Origin of the sequence: Nonomuraea sp. B10E15 (assembly GCF_039871615.1) — a bacterium.
Taxonomy (GTDB): domain Bacteria; phylum Actinomycetota; class Actinomycetes; order Streptosporangiales; family Streptosporangiaceae; genus Nonomuraea.
Window position 1 is genome coordinate 415,406 of the sequence record NZ_JBDPMB010000002.1, and the last position, 15,927, is coordinate 431,332.

Sequence of the window (15,927 nt, forward strand, 5' to 3'; positions counted from 1 at the left end):
ATGAGGCGTGCGGCTGAAGGGCCCGAGGCAGGACTCTTCGGCCGCACGGTCCTGCGCGCCGATCAGCGCCGGTGGCGACGGCGACGCCGATGGCTTGAGGAGTCGTCGTTGTCCGGGTACGGTGTCGGCACGCTGAGGCGGGGCAAGGGCAAAATCCTGGCTGCGGTCAGGCGGCTCGGCGTTCTCATGTGGCTGCTCCTAACGTGGTGGAGCGATCGGCGCGGCTGCGGGTGCAACCTCGACATGGGGAGCTACCCAGGGCGCGAATGCGACAATCTGCGCAAAACGGACTCCAGGGCCAGGCTTTGACGCCCCAAAACGCTCGCTCCGCCACCGACCCCGCCCGCGGCGAAGGGCCCGGATCGGGTTGCCTATCATCGGCGGTCGGACACCGGGGCAGGCGGCAGGAGGTCGAGGATGGAGCCCACCGGCACGCTGGCGGAGGCCGACTGGAACGCGCACCGGCCCGCCGTCTTCGGGGCGGCCTACCGGATCCTGGGCACCGTCGCCGAGGCGGAGGACGTGACGCAGGAGGTCTGGCTGCGCGCCTCCGCCGCCGCCCTGTCCGAGGTGCGGGACCTGCGGGCCTGGCTGGTGACGCTGGCAGCCCGTACGTCCTACAACGTGCTGCGCTCGGCCCGCGTCCGGCGCGAGTCCTACGTCGGGCCCTGGCTGCCCGAACCGCTGCTGACCGGTCCCGACGCCGCCGCCCAGATCGTCATGGACGAGTCGGTGAGCACCGCGATGCTGGTGGTCATGGAGCGGCTGACCCCCGCCGAGCGCGTCGCCCTGGTGCTGCACGACGTCTTCGACTTCCCGTTCGACCGGATCGCCGAGGTGCTCGGCAACACCTCCGCGGCCAGCCGCAAGCTCGCCTCCCGCGCGCGGGCACGGGTCGCCGTCGTCAAGGAGCGGCCCCGGGCGTCCAGGGCCGAGACCGAACGCGTGCTCAGGGCGTTCAAGGCGGCCGCCGACGCGGGGGACATGGCCGCGCTCGTCGCGCTGCTGGCTCCAGAGGCCGTCTACGTCGGTGACGGTGGCGGCAAGGCGACCGCCGCGCGCAGGCCGGTGCGGGGTGCCGAGACGATCGCCCTGCTGGCGGTCAGGCAGATCCGGATCAGGCGTCCCGACGCGTTCGAGATCATCGAGGTGAACGGCTATCCGGCCCTGGCGACCTACCAGGGCGGCGAGCTGGTCTGGCTCGACACCCTGGAGGTCGCCGACGGCCGGATCACGGTCTTCAGGAGACTAGCCAATCCGGAGAAACTTCCCCGCATCGGTCACATCTGAGCCCGCCGTCTTGTCTCCCTGCCGCCCCCGGACATCTCCGGGGAGCGAAGGCTGAGAGAGGACATGGACGATGGCACACGTGGTGATCATCGGAGGCGGTTTCGCGGGCGTGTGGAGCGCGGCGGGAGCGGCGCTGGCACGTGGAGACGCGGATCTGCGCATCACGCTCATCGCGCCGGGCGAGCACCTGGTGTTGCGGCCCCGCCTGTACGAGCCGGAGCCGGACCTGGCCAAGGTGGAGCTGCGCGGCATCCTCGACCCGATCGGCGTCCGGCACCTGCGCGCCTCGGTGAGCACGATCGACACCGGCCGCCGGGTGGTGGTGGCCGACGGCGAGGAGATCGGCTATGACCGCCTGGTGCTGGCGGCGGGCAGCAAGCTCGTACGGCCCCAGGGCCTGCCCGGCGTCGAACGGCTCTTCGACATCGACACCCTCGAGGGGGCCCGGCGGCTCACCGGCCACCTGCGCGGACGGGAGGACTACTCGGCCGTGGTCGTGGGCGCCGGCTTCACCGGCCTGGAAGCGGCGACCGCACTGGCCGCCGGAGGCCGGGTCCTGCTGGTGGACCGGTCAGAGGTGGTCGCGGACCAGCTCGGCCCGGGCCCGCGCGAGGAAATCGAGGCGGCGCTGGACCAGCTGGGCGTCGAACGCCGGCTCGGCACGACGGTGACCGAGGTCGGCGACGGCTACGCCGTCCTCTCCGACGGCGCCAAGGTCGAGGCGGACGCGGTGGTCTGGTCGGTGGGCATGCGGGCGAGCGAGCTCACCCGGCAGATCTCCGACCGGCTCGACCACCTCGGCCGGGTGCCGGTGGACCGGCGCCTGCGCGCCCTTCCCGAGGTGTTCGCCGCCGGCGACACGGCCGCGGCGGCGTTCGACGCCGAGCACGTGGTCATGCAGGCCTGCCAGCACGCCACCCCCATGGGCAAGATCGCCGGGTACAACGCCGCCGCCGACCTGCTCGGACTGCCGCTGCGCGACTTCACCGCCGGGCCCTACGTCACCTGCCTGGACCTGGGCGCCGCCGGCGGGGTATTCACCAGGGGCTGGGACCGCAAGGTGATGGCCTCGGGCGCCGCGGCCAAGGAGGTCAAGCTGCTGATCAACCAGTGGATCCATCCGCCGGTCGACGATGCCGCGCAGATCCTCGCCGCCGCCGGCCGTGTCCTCATCGAGCTGCCCTTCTTCCCCCGGGACGAGGAGCGGACGGCCGCCGCCGTGTAGCCCGGCGCGGAACCTCGGCTGGGCAGATCGGGCAGGGGCAGCCCACGATCCTGCCCGACCGGTTCTGACTGCGGCGAGCGCGTGGCTGACCTCTCACGCCAGCGCTGCATCCATCCGGCCGCCGGCCAGCAGGGCCGCGCCGAGGGGCGTGACGGTGTGGACCACGTTTCCGCCGGACCTGCGGCTGACGATGAGCCCCGCCTCGCGCAGCACCTGGGTGTGCTGGCTCACGCCGGAGGGTGAGATCCCATGGTGGCGGGCCAGCTCTCCCGTGGTCACCCCCGCGACGGTGGATTTCAGTATGGCGGCCCTGGTGGGGCCGAGCAGCCGAGCGTTGGGGCTCTCGGACGGCTTCCTCGGCGTGGCCGGCGGGCGGTCCCGCTCGATCGGGTATACCAGCACCTGCGGTAGCTCCGGGTCGGCCAGCGCCACGGGCGCGCCCCAGCAGAAGTACGACGGAATCAGCACCAGCCCGCGCCCGTCGAGGTGCACGTCCCGGTGGACCGGGTGGTCCATGCTCAGTACGGGTGGCCGCCACCGGATGACCGGGCTGAAGCTCGCCAGCATGCGGCCGACCCCGCCGTCCAGGTACGCGCGCCCGCGCCTGGCCCGATCGGCGTCCACCATCGCCTGGATCTCGACCCAGTAGGGAGCGATGGCGGCATCGAAGTAGCCGCGAAGCCCGTCGCGCAGGTCATGGAAGGCGTCCATGCGGCCGTCGGCCAGGCCCCACGCCCATGACGGCGTGCCCGTCCGCCTCGCCAGCTTGTCCAGTTCCCTGCGCAGCAGCGGGCGCGGCGTGCTCAGCACGGCGTCGACCCCCGCGTCCAGCCCGTGCACGCCGGCGGGTGGCGTGAGGAAGTCGGGAAAGTACGACGAATGAGTGGGGAAGAGCGGGCCCAGGACGCACCGCACGGTGGCCAGGTTGTCCGACCTGGCCAGCTCTTGGCGGGTCCGGCGGCGCCACGTGGCGAACGCTCCTTTACCTCTGCGCCCCGCCAGCCGGAACATGCTGAGCGCGATCTCCCACAGCGGATCGGCTGTCGCGACTCGCGTACGGGCGAGGTCTTCGCTGGTGAAAAGGATCCGTAACATCGATCGTGGCCACCTTCCCGCTGTTCATCCCGGTCAAGCTGGGCTTTTAAGCCAGGACTGCAATGCCTGGACCCGCCGTGGGGCCTTGGAGGACGATTATCGGCCAACGGGGGCGAAGTGGGTAAAAGGGTGGGCGCGCATGGCGTTAAGATTCCAGCTTCTCGGGCAGGTCAGGGCCACCGTGGACGGGAAGGTGCTCCATCTCGGGCACCGCCAGCGCGGGCTGCTCGCGCTCATGTTGCTGCGTGCCAACGACACGGTGACCGTGGAGCGTCTGGTCGAGTTCTGCTTCTCCGGGCCGGTCCCGTCACCGGCGCGCCAGATCCGGAACACGGTGGGGCGGCTGCGCAGGGCGCTGGCCGCGGCCGGCTGCCCCGACGTGATCAGAACCATGCCCGGCGGCTACCTCCTGGAGGCCGGACCCGACACGCTCGACCTGCTGGAATGGGTCGCGCACGTGGAGGCGGGCCGCCAGGCGGCGGCGCAGGGCAGGGACCGGGACGCCGCCACGTCACTGCGACGCGGGCTGGCGCTGTGGCAGGGGCCGCTCCTGTCCGGGGTCGACTTCGTCGGTGTCGAGGCCGAGGTGGCCGCCATCGACGACGGCCGCAGGGCTGTGCTCGAGGAGTGCCTGGAGCTTGAGCTGCGGCTCGGCCGCCACCGAGAGCTGGTGGCCGAGCTGGCCGCGCTTACCGACGAGCAGCCGCTCAGGGAGCCCCTGTGGGCGCTGCGCATGCTCGCCCTCTACCGGTGCGGGGCCAAGGCGGAGGCGCTGACCGTCTACCGCGAGGCGCGTGCGGCGTTCACGGATGAGCTCGGTCTCGAGCCAGGCCCGCGGCTGAAGGGAATGGAGCAGGCCATCCTCACCGATGACCCCGCCCTCGACCTGCGTGCGGAACCCTGCCCGAGACAGCTTCCCACCGACGTGCCGGACTTCACCGGGCGTGAGACAACGACATCAGAGCTGGCGGCGGTCCTGCTGCCGGAGTCCACGGCCGCCGTGGTGCCGGTCGCGATCGTCACGGGCAAGGCGGGGGTAGGCAAGACCACGCTTGCCGTGCACGTCGCGCACCGCATATGTGAGCGCTTCTCCGGCGGTCAGCTCTTCGCCCGGCTGCGCGCCCTCCCTGACCGGCGGGTGGAGCCAGGAGAGGTGCTCGCGAACTTCCTGCGGGCCCTGGGCGAACCGGTGCAGGACCTGCCGGGAGGCGTGGAGGAGCGGGCGGCCAGGTTCAGGGAGCGCATCGCAGGGCGGCGGGTGCTGGTGGTTCTGGACGACGCGCTCGACGAAGCCCAGGTACGTCCCCTTCTCCCAGGTGACGCGGGGTGCGGGGTGCTGATCACCGCCAGGTCGCGGCTGGCCGGTCTGCCCGTTGCGGGCCGGGTGGAGCTGGCGGAGCTGGAGCCTGCCCAGTCCGTACGATTCCTGAACAGCGTCGCAGGGGCCGACCGGCTGCAGGCGGAGCCGGAGGCCACCGCCCAGCTCGCCCGGCTCTGCGGAAACCTCCCGCTGGCCCTCAGGATCGCCGGTGCCAGGCTCGCCAGCCGGCCACACTGGCGGGTCGGCCACATGGTGGAGCGGCTCAGAGACGAACGCCGCAGGCTCGACGAGCTCGCGCACGGTGACTTGGAGGTCCGCAGCAGCATCGCGCTGTCCACCGAGGGCCTGGACCCCGCCGCTCTCCGGTTGCTGTCCGCCCTCGCCCAGGCCGACACCTCTGAGATCCCCGGCTGGGTGGCCCTGGCCGCGAACGGCACGCAAGACCTCGTCGACAGCCTGGTCGACTCCCAGTTGCTCCAGGTAGCCGGGGACATGCGCTACCGCCTCCACGACCTGGTCCGCATCTACGCCCGCGAAGTCAGCCAGGCGGACGTCACACGGGTGCTGGGCGGCTGGTTGGCGCTGGTGGACCGGGCGCACCGCGCGACCCAGGGCGGCGACTACACCGTCGTGCACGGAGCGGCTCCCCGCTGGAACCCCCCTGGCATGGACATCGTCGACACCGACCCTTTGTCCTGGTACGAGATCGAACGCGCGAACATCGTGGCCGCCGTCCGCCAGGCCGCCGCGCTCGGCCTCGACGAGCTCTGCTGGGACCTGGCCGTGACCGCGGTATCGCTGTTCCAGACCCGCGGCCACTATGACGACTGGGAGGAGACACATCGAGTCGCGCTCCTCGCCACGCGCGCGGCGGGCAACATACGAGGCTCGGCCGCCCTGCTCACCGGGATGGGCCTGCTGGAGGCGTACCGGCACCGTTACGGACCGGCTACCGCAGCCGTCACGGAGGCTCTGCGTCTGTTCGAGCGCTGCGATGACCGGCACGGCTGGGCGCTCGCGCGCGCGGTGGCGGCCTTCACAGCGGGCATGAAGGGCCTGTACGGCGAGGCGATCGAGCAGTGCGAGACCGCGCTGCGCGCGATCCGCGAGGTGGGCGACGCGGGTGCGGAGATCCTCGTGCTCAGGCTGCTCGGGCAGCTCCTCATGGACGTCGGCCACCTCGACTCGGCCCGCCCCTACCTACACGAGGCGCTCACCGCGAGCATGGCGCTGGACCGGCGCGCCCATCCTGAGGTCGTCTACCGGATCGGCGAACTGCTGCTCGGCTCCGACCGGCTCGACGAGGCCGAGCAGGCGTTCACCGACCTGCTCAGCACAGTGGAGGGCCTCGGCGACCTGCGGGGCGAGGCGTTCGCCCGCTACGGTCTCGGGTACCTCGAGATCGAGCGGGGTCGGCACGCCATCGGTGAAGAATTTCTCCGTCAGGCCATCGAGCTGGCGAACGCCGTGGACGAGCCGCTGGTCGAGGCCAAGGCGTGGCTGGCGCTCGGCGCGGCCAGCAGGGCGCGAGGCGAGCACGAGATCGCGCTGCACCGGCTCGGCCGGGCGCACCGGCTTGCGATCTCGATCGACTCCCCCATCTGGGAGGCGCGCGCACTGCACCAGCTAGCCGAGGTGCACAGCGAGCGCGGCGCCAAGGCCTCGGCGGCGTCCGCCCAGGCGCGGGCCCGCGAGCTGCTGGCCGTCATCGGGGCCGTGAACCCCGACATCAGCGCGGGCGTCCCCGCCCGGCTCCGCTCTCGGGGACATGCCGGACGAGGTGACCCGCTGCTGGCCGGTCACGACGCTTGACGGGGCCTCGGTTCCTCCCGACTCTGTCCTTCATCCTTATGCCGGATCTATGACAGGGCGTCACTACGTTCCCGTGCCATGCGAAAGTTCTTACTCATCGTCGGTGTCCTGGCGGCCTGCGCGATCGCCGCGCCCGCCGAGGCCGGCGCCCGTCCCGACTTCCAGATGCCGTTCCTCTGCGGGGAGAAATGGCGCTTCGACACCTGGGGCCACTACCCGGCGCTCGACATGGTGAAGGAGCCGCAGAGCGCGACCGATGGCGCCAAGCTCATCGCACCCGCCGCCGGCACCGTGATCAAGTCGTACTTCGGCAAGGGCGGTGGCCACATGCTGAAGATCGATCACGGGGGCGGCTGGTTCACCGCCTACCTGCACCTCAAGTACCGCTCGGTCGAGGTGGGCGACCGGGTGCAACAGGGGGATCCGCTCGGCGCGGTCGGCGGCACCGGCTCCAACGGCAACACCCCTCACCTGCACTTCGAGACGTGGTTCGACAAGAACGGCGACGGCAAGACCGGTATGGGCGCGCCAGGCGACGAGCGGGTGCAGACCGTCTTCAACGGTGTGCCGTACGGCAGTAAGAACGGGCAGACCTACCGTAACGTCGTCAGCCGCAACTGCGGCGCCGGCAGCAACCGTATTCCCGACGTGAGCGGCGACGGCTACGCCGACCTGCTCGCTGTCAAGGCCGACGGGTCGCTCCACTACTTCCCCAACAACTTCAACAGCTCGCGCCAGGCCCCGTACGGCGACAGCAGGAATGTCGGGGCGGGCTGGGCCACGATGAAACACGCCGCGATCGGCGACGTCAACGGCGACGGCTTCGCCGACATCCTCGCGGTCAAGGCCGACGGCACGCTCCACTACTACGGCAACAACATCAAGTCCTCCCCCACGGCGCCTTTCGGCAATGGCTATCAGGTCGGTTCCGGGTGGGCGGAGGTGAAGCATGTGGCCGTTGGTGATGTCAACGGTGACGGGTTCGCGGACGTTCTTGCGGTGAAGTCGGATGGGTCGTTGCAGTATTTCGGTAACAACTTCAGGGTGTCGCCGAGGGCGCCTTTCGGGAGTGGTTATCAGGTCGGTTCGGGGTGGGCCGGGATGAAACACGTCAGCTCTGCTGATGTCAACGGTGACGGGTTCGCGGACGTTCTTGCGGTGAAGTCGGATGGGTCGTTGCAGTATTTCGGCAACAACTTCAGGGTGTCGCCCAAGGCGCCCTTCGGCAACGGCTACCAGGTCGGCTCGGGCTGGGACTCCGTCAGGCATCTGCGTTGATCCCGCGGGGTCCCCATGCCGGAGCGCCTGCTCGACGGGGTTGACGGGGCGACGCCCGTCGCGCGAGCTGAACGTGGATGCCCCGTAGGTGCTTTCGGCGCTAATGTGATCGGATGCCCCGCCTGCTGGTTCTCGGCGCAGCCGTCCTGACGGTCGCGGCCGGGTTGGGGGTGCGGGCCCTGTTCGACGGCCCCGTGCCGAAGTACGCCGGCGACGCCCTCTACACCGTGCTGATCTACACGCTCGTGACGCTGGCCCTTCCCAGAGTGAAGCCCTGGGTGGCGGCGGGGGTGTCGACCGGCGCGAGCTGGCTGATCGAGTTCGCCCAGCTCGGGGAGATCCCGGCCGTGCTGCGGCCGCTGCTGGGCAGCACATTCAACCCGCCCGATCTCTTCTGGTACGCGGTCGGCGCCGCGGCGGCGTGGGCCGCGCACACGCTCTGGCTGAGGAGGACCGGATGACGGCGTGGCGCATCCTGCTGGTCACGGCCGCCATCGCGGGCCTGGCGAGCCTGGCGGCGTCGGTCGGCCGCCCGTGGGCCTATTTCACGGTGCAGAGCAACGTCATGCTCGCGCTCTACTATGCCTGGCGGCTGGTCAACGACCGCAGGAGGCCGGCCTCCGCCGACGTCAAAGGCGCGGTGACCCTGTACCTTCTGGTCACCTGCCTGGTCAACTACGTCTCGCGCGACCTGGCGAACCCGCTGGCGCTGCTGGACGGCGGCGTGCGCGGGCTGGGCAACTTCCTGCTGCACTACGTGACGCCCGTCATGGCGCTGGTCGACTGGGTCGCTTTTGACCGGTCGCGCCGGTCGCGCTGGTCGGCGCCGTTCGCGTGGCTGGGCTTCCCGCTCCTGTACGGCGCCTTCGTGCTGCTCGCCGCCCCCAACCTCCCCCGCCGCTACGTCTACCCGTTCCTGGACGTGGAGCGACTGGGCTGGCCGACGGTCGCCTCGGCGGCCCTGGCCGCGCTGGCCGTCTTCGTGACGCTGGGCTACGTACTGCTCGGCGTCCGCCGGGTCACGCACGAACCGGCGGACGATTGACCCGCGCGCCGGCGAACCGGACCAGAATCCCTCGCAGGAGGGTGAGGGTCCGGTCGCCAGCTGGAGGTGGGAGTGCTGAAGGACGTCGGAGCGGGTTGCTCGGCCCAGGCCATGAGCCCTCGCGCGAGCCCGAATGCGACCCCGCTCGGAAGCCCGATCAGGAGCCCCGTCACCAGCCCGGCCACGGGCCCGAGAACGAGCATGGACGCGACCCCGAACGCGAGCCCGGACAGGAGGCTGGGCGCGAGCCCGCCGGCGAGCCCGGACCAACGTTTGACCGGCTGGCCGGCGTCGGGTTTCGTGCCGGCGATGCGGTTCACGGGGCCGGCGCGACGGCGTCGCAGGGCCCTGGCGCCTGTGACGAGGGCGGTGGAGACGGCGGAGAGGGGGTGGTGGTGGATGAGCGGCGCAGGAGCAGGTATCCCACCAGCGCGGCGAGCAGGCCGGCCAGGCCGGCCGCGGCGAAGCCGCCCGCCGGCACGGACGCGTCGATCGCCACTCCCACGACCGGTGAACCGAGCGCGAACCCCGCGCTCGCCGCCGAGGAGTGCAGGCCGGTCGCCTCGCCTCGCACGCCGGCGGGCGCCAGCCGGCTCACCGCGTCGGCGACCGTGGAGAGAGTCGGTGCGGTGAGCAGCCCGGCGCCGATGACGGCCACGCACAACCAGGGCCAGTCATGGGCGAGCCCGGCCGGGATCGTCGCCAGCCCGAGGAGGCCGAGCAGCAGCCAGGTGGGCATCGGCCGGGGCAGCGCTCCGTAGACCAGACCGCCCACGACGGACGTCACCCCGAACACGGCGATGACCACGGCCGCCCACGAGACCTGACCGGCTTCTCGCAGAGTGGCGACGATGGCCAGGTCGACGCCGCTGAGCAACATCGCGACGCCGAATCCCATCGTCAGGACGGCGACCATGCGGGCTCCGAGCCACTCCCGCCGCCGGGGCCGGCCCGCCGCCTCGCCGGCTGCCTCGTCCTCTGTTCGCAGCGGCGGGTCGAGCAGGGCGATCACGGCCCCGCCGGCGACGATCGCGGCGCCCACGCCCCACGCCACCACGCCGGGCGACGTCTCCGCCGCGCACACGATCACCACCGCCGGCCCGACCATGTACGACAGCTCGCCGACCACCGACTCCAGCGCGTACGCCGGCCGCCGCTGCTCCGCCGCCGTCATCGCGGCGATCGCCTGCCTGGTGACCGACTGGATCGGCACCATCAGCAGGCCGGCGGCGAAGGAGGCGCCCAGCAGGATCACGTACGGCAGCACGGGAACGGTCGCCCAGAACACCAGCTGGGCCGCGATCGTGACCACCAGCACGGTACGCAGGCCCCGCCGGTCGATCACCCTGCCCACCAGCGGCCCGCCCAGTGCGACCCCGGCGGTGAGCGCCGCCACCACCGCTCCGGCCGCCGCGTAACTGAGGTCGAGGGCGATGACGACGTACATCGTCAGTGCCATCGCGTCAGCTGTGATCGCGGTGCGGGCGAGCAGGGAGATGCTCAGCAGCGGCGTCATGCCCGGCACCGCGAGCACCTGCCGGAATCTGGTCACCGTTGCGACGGTAGGTCACCCGGCAGGCCATAGGAAGCCGTCAATCTGTTGGACCAGGCATAATGAATGCTTATGGCGCCTGATCTGGAGACCGCGCTGCTGCGCTCGTTCGTCACCACCGTTCGCGCGGGCAGCATCAGCCGTGCGGCGGCGGCGCTCGGCCGCACACAGCCCGGGCTCAGCCAGCAGTTGCGCAAGCTCGAAAGGGCTGTCGGCAGTCCGCTGCTGCACCGGGCGCCGTCCGGAGTCTCGCCGACCCGGGTGGGCGAGGAGCTCCTGCCCTACGCCGAGCGCATCCTCGCGCTGTCGGCCCAGGCGCTCGCAGAGACGGGACGCGCGCTCACCGGGCACTGCGGGGTGGGGCTCCACGAAGATCTCACCGCCGGCCGCCTTCCTCAGGCACTCGCCGACCTCGCTCGGCTGCACCCCGACGCGACGCTGGAGGTGCTCAGCCTCTCCACGGCGGCGATGCGGGAGGCGTACGACACGGGCCGGGTGCAACTCGTGCTCGACGAGGTTCCCGACCTTCCCTGGCCGCCGCGCTGGACGGTGCGCCTGCCGCTGGTCTGGGCGGTCGGGCAGGGCGTCGCCGTCGACGCCGATCCGCTGCCGGTGGTGCTGTTCTCCAACACGTGCGCCTGGCGGACGTCGGTGCTGGAGGCGATGGAGGGCTTGGGGCGTCCCTGGCGGGTGGCGTTCGAGAGCAACAGCCTCGCCGGAGTGCTCGCGGCGCTACGGGCAGGGCTCGGCGTCGCGGCGGTCCTGCCGGCCAACCTGGAGCCGGCCATGGCCTGCCACGACCCGGCCGCGCTGCCCGCCCTGCCGGACGTCGAACTAGGCCTCGCCCGCCACCCCCGTACCGAAGGCGATGCGCTCGTCGACGCCGTGGAGACCGCCCTGCGGCGGATGATCTGACCCGCCTGCCTCCCTGGGCCGGCCACCATGCGGCGGCCCCGCCTCCGACGGCCCCGCCCAGGCCCGGCCGGCCTGAGCCCGGTACCAGCCGAGCGAGCCGGTGAGCCGCGTGGCCAGCCGCGTGTCACCCAGCCGCACGGCCGCCTCCAGCGCTCCGTGCAGGTTGGCGGTCTCGGCGTCCAGCCGCCGTATCCAGCGGTGTCGCGCGGGCCCGGCCTGGTACGACTCGGCGCACTCGGCGAGCTGCGTGTAGTAGGTGGCGTACCACCGCAGGACGAGGTCGTGCTCGCCGGCCTCGCGCAGCCGCTCCAGCGCGTAGATCGCCACGGACTCCAGCAGCCGGTACCTGCCCTCCGACCGCACGACGAGGGAGCGGTCCACCAGGCGGGCCAGAAGGCCGGCGACGTCGGCCGGGTCGATGTCAGGACCGAGGACGGCCCGCGTTGCCGGCGCGGCGTCGCCGGGCGGACCGCCGGGGACGGGCAGGGGCACCGCGCAGACCCGTTCCGCCGCACCCAGCGTGCACCCTCCGATCTGCACCGACAGGCGGCGGAGGACGACGCGCTCCGGCTCGGTCAGCAGTTCCCAGCTCCAGTCGATCGCCGCCTTGAGAGTGCGCTGGTGCGCGGGGCCGGCCCGGCGTCCGGCCGACAGCAGAGGGAACCGGTCGTCGAGCCGCTCGGCCAGGGCCTTCACCCCCAGCGCCGGCACCCGGGCCGCGGCCAGCTCCAGCGCCAGCGGGATGCCGTCGAGGCGGCGGCAGATCACCTCGACGGCGGCGGCGTCCGCGGCCGACACCGCCGGACCCCGCCCCGCGTCGGCGGCGCGGGCGGAGAACAGCAGCGCCGCGGCGGCGGCGTCCAGCGGTGCGACCTCCCGCACGACCTCGCCTGCCACGCCGAGCGGCTCCCTGCTGGTGGCGACGACCCGGGGTCCGGAGCCGGCGCGCAGCAGCAGCTCGGCGAGCTTGGCCACGGGCTCGACCACGTGCTCGCAGTTGTCGAGGACCAGCAGCGCCCGGCGGCTGCCGAAGGCGGACGCGATCCGCTCGCCCGGGAGGCCAGCCCCGCCGTTGTCGCGCGGGCCGAGCGCCGCCTCGATCGCCTCGGCCACGTCCGATGCCACAGCCAGCAGATCCACCCAGTACACGCCGTCGGGGAAGTCGCCGGCCAGCCGCCGGGCGGCCTCCAGCGCCAGGCGGCTCTTGCCCACCCCGGCGGTGCCGGTGAGCGTCACGAGCCGGGCCGTGCCGGGCAGGGTGACCAGCTCGGCCAGCGCCTCGTCCCGGCCCACGAGGCCGGTGAGCGGCTCGGGCAGCCGGCCGGGCGCGGGAGCCGGAGGGACCGGCGGGCGGCGCAGGCCGGGCCGCTGCTCCAGGATCGCCTGGTGCAGGGCGGCGAGCTCGGGGCCCGGGTCGAGGCCCAGCTCGTCGCGCATGCGCTCGCGGAGCGCCTGGTAGACCTTCAGCGCTTCGGCCTGCCGTTCGGAGCGGTAGAGGGCGCGCATCAGCAGCCCGTGGAAGCGTTCCCTCAGCGGGTGCTGCGCGGCCAGCCCGGCCAGCTCGCCGACCAGCGAAGCGTCCTGGCCGAGTGCCAGCCGTACCTCCGCATAGTCTTCGAGTACGGCAAGCCGCTGCTCCTCCAGCAGATCCGCGGCCCCGCGGACGAGCGGTTCGCCGGGCAGGTCGTCGAAGTCGGCGTAGGCCGGGCCGCGCCACCATTCCAGCGCCTCGGCCAGCAGCGCGGCCCGCTCGCCCGGATCGTCGGAGGACCGGGCACGGCCGGCCGCTTCCTGGAAGCGGCGCACGTCGGTGTCGCCGTCGATCGAGAAGCCGGTCGGCCGGGTGACGACCAGCTCCCGGGCTCCCGGCTCCGCCTCGTCGAGCGCCCGGCGCAGCTGCGACACCTTGGCGCGCAGCGCGCCCAGCGGCTTGCCCGGTGGCTCCGGACCCCACAGGCTCTCGATCAGCCGTTCCGCCGGCACGACCCGCCCGTTGTGGGCGAGCAGACCGGCCAGCAGCGCCCGCACCTTGCGCTCGGGAACCCTGACCGAGCAGCCGTCAGCTGCGATCACCTCGAGCGGGCCAAGTACGGCGAAGTGCATGAACCTCACCCTAAACAGGCCAGAAACAAACCATAACGCCTGTCCCCGAGGCTGAACACATGACGATCACCGCTGCCCGCGCCGGGGCGCGCGCCTGGCTCGGACTGTCCGTCCTCGCCCTGGCCACGCTCTTGCTCGCCGTGGACAACACGGTTCTTGTGCTCGCCCTTCCTCACCTGGCCGCCGACCTGGGTCCCAGCGCCACCGAGCTGCTGTGGATCACCGACGTGTACGGCTTCATGATCGCCGGTTTCATGATCACCATGGGATGGCTCGGCGACCGGATCGGCCGGCGGAAGCTGCTGTTGATCGGCGCGGTCGTGTTCGGCGCCGTCTCCGCCCTGGCCGCCTACTCCACCTCCACGACGATGCTGATCGCCGCGCGCGTGCTGCTGGGCGTCGCGGGCGCGGCCATGGGGCCGTCGGCTCTGGCGCTGGTGACGGGGTTGTTCACCGAGGCCAGGCAGCGGGCCATGGCCATCGGCGTGTTCACCGCCTGCTTCATGGGCGGGGCCGCGGCCGGGCCGGTGATCGCCGGATCGCTGCTGGAGACCTTCTGGTGGGGATCGGTGTTCCTGATGGGAGTCCCCATCATGGTCCTGGTCGTGGCGGGCGGCCTGATCCTGCTGCCGGAGACCGCGCCCGAGGGCTCCGGCCGGCTCGACCTGGCCAGCGTCGCGCTGTCGCTGGCCACGATCCTGCCGGTCGTCCACGGCCTGAAGGAGTTGGCCGACGACCCCGCCCAGACGATGGCCTACGCCGTGCTCGCGGCCGGCCTCGTGTCCGGCGTGGCGTTCGTGCGGCGGCAGCGCCGGCTGGCCGAGCCGCTGATGGACACGGGCCTGTTCGCCGACCGCTCGTTCAGGGCGGCCCTGCTCATCCTCGCGCTCTCCATGGTGATCCAGGGCGGCGTCTACCTGTTCGTCAGCCAGCACCTGCAACTCGTCGAAGGACTCTCGCCCATGGCGGCCGGGCTCTGGATGGCCGTCCCCGCTCTGGGGCTGGTGGGCGGTTCGCTCGCCGCCCCTGCCATCGCCGGGGCGTTCCGGCCGGGGACGGTCGTGGGGGTGGGGCTGGTGGTGGCAGCCGCCGGATTCGCCGTGGTGGTGGCGGGCGACGGCCTCCTCACGCTGGTCGCCGGCGTCACGGTCGCCTTCCTCGGCATGGCTCCCGTCGGCGCGCTGGGACTCGACCTCATCGTCGGGTCCGCGCCGCGGGAGCGGGCCGGGTCCGCCTCCGCCCTGGCGGAGAGCGGCGGCGAACTGGGGATCGCCCTCGGCGTCGCGCTGCTCGGCAGCGTCGGCACGGCCGTCTACGGCAGCCGGGTCACCTTGCCGCAGGCGGGCTCCTCGCTCAATGAGGCGCTCGACGCCGCCGCGGGCCTGCCGCCGGGGCCGGCCGCGGCTCTCGTGGCGGAGGCCCGGGCCGCCTTCGCCCAAGGCTTGTTCGTCGTCGCGGCCATCAGCGCGGTGCTGGCACTCGGCCTGGCCGTGGTCTCCCTGACGCTGCTCCGGCACCTCCGCCCGATCGGCCAGGACGGCCGTCACTAGCCAGCAGGGTCGGGCCGGTCACCGGGCGGGCAGGGCCGCCTCGACCTTGGCCACGGCCGACGACAGCGCGCCGACCCAGCCCGGAAGCCGTTCGCGGTCGAAGCGGGCGGTCGGCAGGGCGAGCGACAGCGCGGCCACGGGCAGACCGTCCGCGTCCTTGATGGCCATGCCGACGGCCGTCAGACCGGTCTCGGTGAGCTGGTCGTTGATGGCGAAGCCGCGCTCGCGCACCAGTGCCAGCTCGCGGCGCAGGCGGGGAAGGTCGACGCTGTCGTCCTCGCTGTAGAGGGCGTCCAGTTGCTCCTCGGGCAGCGCGGCCAGGATCGTCCTGCCGCCCGACACGCGGTGCGCCGGCAGCGAGCGCCCCACCCGGTCGCCCACCCGCAGGATCTGCGGGGACTCCACGGTGGAGATGAAGCGCACCTCCGTGCCTGCGGGGACCATGAGGTTGGCCGACTCCCGGGTCCGTTCCACCAGGGCGCGCAGCTCCGGCTGGCAGATCTCGCGCAGCAGGGTGACGGGCGCGGCGGAGGCGGCGGCCGGGCGCAGCACCTTGCCAGGCCGGTAGCGCCGGTCGGGCCCCTGCTCGGCGAAGTCCCGGTAGACCAGCATGGCCAGGAGCCGGTGGGCGGTGGAGACCGCCACGCCGAGCCGTTCCGCGGCGTCGGTCACCCGCATGGGGCCTTCCTGCTGCAGCAGCGCGGCGAGGTGGAGCGCGTGGTCCACGGATGAGAGCGCGTA

General features: G+C 72.5%; 12 protein-coding genes. 8 read left to right on the forward strand and 4 right to left on the reverse strand.

Translation table 11 applies throughout. The features are described from left to right. Nucleotides 1–417 precede the first annotated feature (417 nt). On the forward strand, nt 418–1,290 hold the full coding sequence (sigJ, locus tag ABGB14_RS11025) for an RNA polymerase sigma factor SigJ (RefSeq protein ID WP_347643491.1): 873 nt from the start codon (nt 418–420) through the stop codon (nt 1,288–1,290). A gap of 70 nt (nt 1,291–1,360) precedes the next feature. Continuing rightward, the gene (locus ABGB14_RS11030; protein ID WP_347643492.1) at nt 1,361–2,515 is read left to right on the forward strand and encodes an FAD-dependent oxidoreductase; all 1,155 of its coding nucleotides are present in this window, start codon (nt 1,361–1,363) and stop codon (nt 2,513–2,515) included. 93 nt (nt 2,516–2,608) lie between these two features. Here the strand turns inward: ABGB14_RS11030 and ABGB14_RS11035 are convergent, their stop codons facing one another. Further along, nucleotides 2,609–3,610, reverse strand: a complete 1,002-nt coding sequence (locus ABGB14_RS11035; protein ID WP_347643493.1) for a winged helix-turn-helix domain-containing protein — start codon at nt 3,608–3,610, stop codon at nt 2,609–2,611. Nucleotides 3,611–3,749: 139 nt separating this feature from the next. On the opposite strand from ABGB14_RS11035, the gene ABGB14_RS11040 reads away from it, so the two are divergent. From ABGB14_RS11040 to ABGB14_RS11055, 4 genes are all read left to right on the forward strand, one after another. Further along, nucleotides 3,750–6,743 (forward strand): BTAD domain-containing putative transcriptional regulator, encoded by a 2,994-nt coding sequence (locus ABGB14_RS11040; RefSeq protein WP_347643494.1) that lies wholly within the window; start codon nt 3,750–3,752, stop codon nt 6,741–6,743. 78 nt (nt 6,744–6,821) lie between these two features. Further along, a complete protein-coding gene (locus ABGB14_RS11045) occupies nt 6,822–8,021 on the forward strand; it encodes a VCBS repeat domain-containing M23 family metallopeptidase (RefSeq protein ID WP_347643495.1) in 1,200 nt (399 codons plus the stop codon). Nucleotides 8,022–8,134: 113 nt separating this feature from the next. Further along, nucleotides 8,135–8,482 carry a DUF2809 domain-containing protein gene (locus tag ABGB14_RS11050; RefSeq protein WP_347643496.1) on the forward strand — a complete coding sequence of 116 codons (348 nt, stop codon included), beginning with the start codon at nt 8,135–8,137 and terminating at the stop codon, nt 8,480–8,482. Continuing rightward, entirely contained in the window at nt 8,479–9,066 is a 588-nt protein-coding gene (locus tag ABGB14_RS11055; protein ID WP_347643497.1) for a Pr6Pr family membrane protein, read from the forward strand. Before ABGB14_RS11050 ends, ABGB14_RS11055 begins: the two co-directional genes overlap by 4 nt. A gap of 316 nt (nt 9,067–9,382) precedes the next feature. On the opposite strand, the gene ABGB14_RS11060 is transcribed toward ABGB14_RS11055, so the two are convergent. After that, the gene (locus tag ABGB14_RS11060; protein ID WP_347643498.1) at nt 9,383–10,618 is read right to left on the reverse strand and encodes an MFS transporter; all 1,236 of its coding nucleotides are present in this window, start codon (nt 10,616–10,618) and stop codon (nt 9,383–9,385) included. A gap of 72 nt (nt 10,619–10,690) precedes the next feature. Between ABGB14_RS11060 and ABGB14_RS11065 the strand changes: the two genes are divergently transcribed. After that, the gene (locus tag ABGB14_RS11065) at nt 10,691–11,533 is read left to right on the forward strand and encodes a LysR family transcriptional regulator (RefSeq protein WP_347643499.1); all 843 of its coding nucleotides are present in this window, start codon (nt 10,691–10,693) and stop codon (nt 11,531–11,533) included. On the opposite strand, the gene ABGB14_RS11070 is transcribed toward ABGB14_RS11065, so the two are convergent. Continuing rightward, nucleotides 11,453–13,636, reverse strand: a complete 2,184-nt coding sequence (locus tag ABGB14_RS11070; RefSeq protein ID WP_347643500.1) for a BTAD domain-containing putative transcriptional regulator — start codon at nt 13,634–13,636, stop codon at nt 11,453–11,455. The two genes, ABGB14_RS11065 and ABGB14_RS11070, sit on opposite strands and share 81 nt — an antisense overlap. Before the next feature lie 59 nt (nt 13,637–13,695). Between ABGB14_RS11070 and ABGB14_RS11075 the strand changes: the two genes are divergently transcribed. Beyond that, on the forward strand, nt 13,696–15,186 hold the full coding sequence (locus ABGB14_RS11075) for an MFS transporter (protein ID WP_347643501.1): 1,491 nt from the start codon (nt 13,696–13,698) through the stop codon (nt 15,184–15,186). 18 nt (nt 15,187–15,204) lie between these two features. Here ABGB14_RS11075 and ABGB14_RS11080 read toward each other — a convergent pair whose 3' ends face one another. Further along, a complete protein-coding gene (locus tag ABGB14_RS11080) occupies nt 15,205–15,912 on the reverse strand; it encodes an IclR family transcriptional regulator (protein ID WP_347643502.1) in 708 nt (235 codons plus the stop codon). Between the last annotated feature and the right edge of the window lie 15 nt (nt 15,913–15,927).

Bases quoted from the DNA above. Each gene is read 5' to 3' on its own strand.
- ABGB14_RS11030 (WP_347643492.1), top strand. From the start codon at position 1,361: ATGGCACACGTGGTGATCATCGGAGGCGGTTTCGCGGGCGTGTGGAGC.
- ABGB14_RS11050 (WP_347643496.1), top strand. From the start codon at position 8,135: ATGCCCCGCCTGCTGGTTCTCGGCGCAGCCGTCCTGACGGTCGCGGCC.
- ABGB14_RS11035 (WP_347643493.1), bottom strand. From the start codon at position 3,610: ATGTTACGGATCCTTTTCACCAGCGAAGACCTCGCCCGTACGCGAGTC.
- sigJ (WP_347643491.1), top strand. From the start codon at position 418: ATGGAGCCCACCGGCACGCTGGCGGAGGCCGACTGGAACGCGCACCGG.
- ABGB14_RS11055 (WP_347643497.1), top strand. From the start codon at position 8,479: ATGACGGCGTGGCGCATCCTGCTGGTCACGGCCGCCATCGCGGGCCTG.
- ABGB14_RS11065 (WP_347643499.1), top strand. From the start codon at position 10,691: ATGGCGCCTGATCTGGAGACCGCGCTGCTGCGCTCGTTCGTCACCACC.
- ABGB14_RS11070 (WP_347643500.1), bottom strand. From the start codon at position 13,636: ATGCACTTCGCCGTACTTGGCCCGCTCGAGGTGATCGCAGCTGACGGC.
- ABGB14_RS11075 (WP_347643501.1), top strand. From the start codon at position 13,696: ATGACGATCACCGCTGCCCGCGCCGGGGCGCGCGCCTGGCTCGGACTG.
- ABGB14_RS11040 (WP_347643494.1), top strand. From the start codon at position 3,750: ATGGCGTTAAGATTCCAGCTTCTCGGGCAGGTCAGGGCCACCGTGGAC.
- ABGB14_RS11045 (WP_347643495.1), top strand. From the start codon at position 6,822: ATGCGAAAGTTCTTACTCATCGTCGGTGTCCTGGCGGCCTGCGCGATC.